The sequence below is a fragment of the Pseudoteredinibacter isoporae genome (assembly GCF_040372805.1).
Lineage (GTDB): Bacteria > Pseudomonadota > Gammaproteobacteria > Pseudomonadales > Cellvibrionaceae > Pseudoteredinibacter > Pseudoteredinibacter isoporae_A.
In genome coordinates this window covers 1-472 of the sequence record NZ_BAABWJ010000037.1, presented here as the reverse complement: position 1 = coordinate 472, position 472 = coordinate 1, and the positions used below count along the sequence as shown (strand labels likewise).

1 protein-coding gene is annotated in these 472 nt (G+C 49.8%); it reads right to left on the bottom strand.

Annotation, left to right across the window (positions count from 1 at the left end):
• Positions 1-4: 4 nt before the first annotated feature.
• Positions 5-472: EF-Tu/IF-2/RF-3 family GTPase (locus ABWW03_RS19960; protein ID WP_353411443.1), on the bottom strand; the 468-nt coding region annotated here is incomplete at its 5' end.

Sequence of the window (472 nt, the reverse complement as noted above, 5' to 3'; positions counted from 1 at the left end):
TCGATTAGTCGAGGATCTTGGATACCACACCAGCACCTACGGTACGGCCACCTTCGCGAATCGCGAAACGCAGACCTTCGTCCATAGCAATTGGGCAGATCAAAGTAACAGACATCTGAATGTTGTCACCTGGCATTACCATCTCTACGCCTTCTGGCAACTCACACGCACCGGTTACATCAGTGGTACGGAAGTAAAACTGTGGACGGTAACCTTTAAAGAATGGCGTGTGACGACCACCTTCATCCTTAGACAGTACGTAAACCTCACCTTCAAACTTGGTGTGAGGATTGATTGAACCTGGAGCAGCCAATACCTGACCACGCTCAACTTCATCACGCTTAGTACCACGCAACAGAACACCAACGTTCTCACCTGCACGACCTTCGTCAAGCAGCTTACGGAACATCTCTACACCCGTACAGGTAGTCGTCGTGGTGTCTTTGATACCAACGATCTCGATCTCTTCACC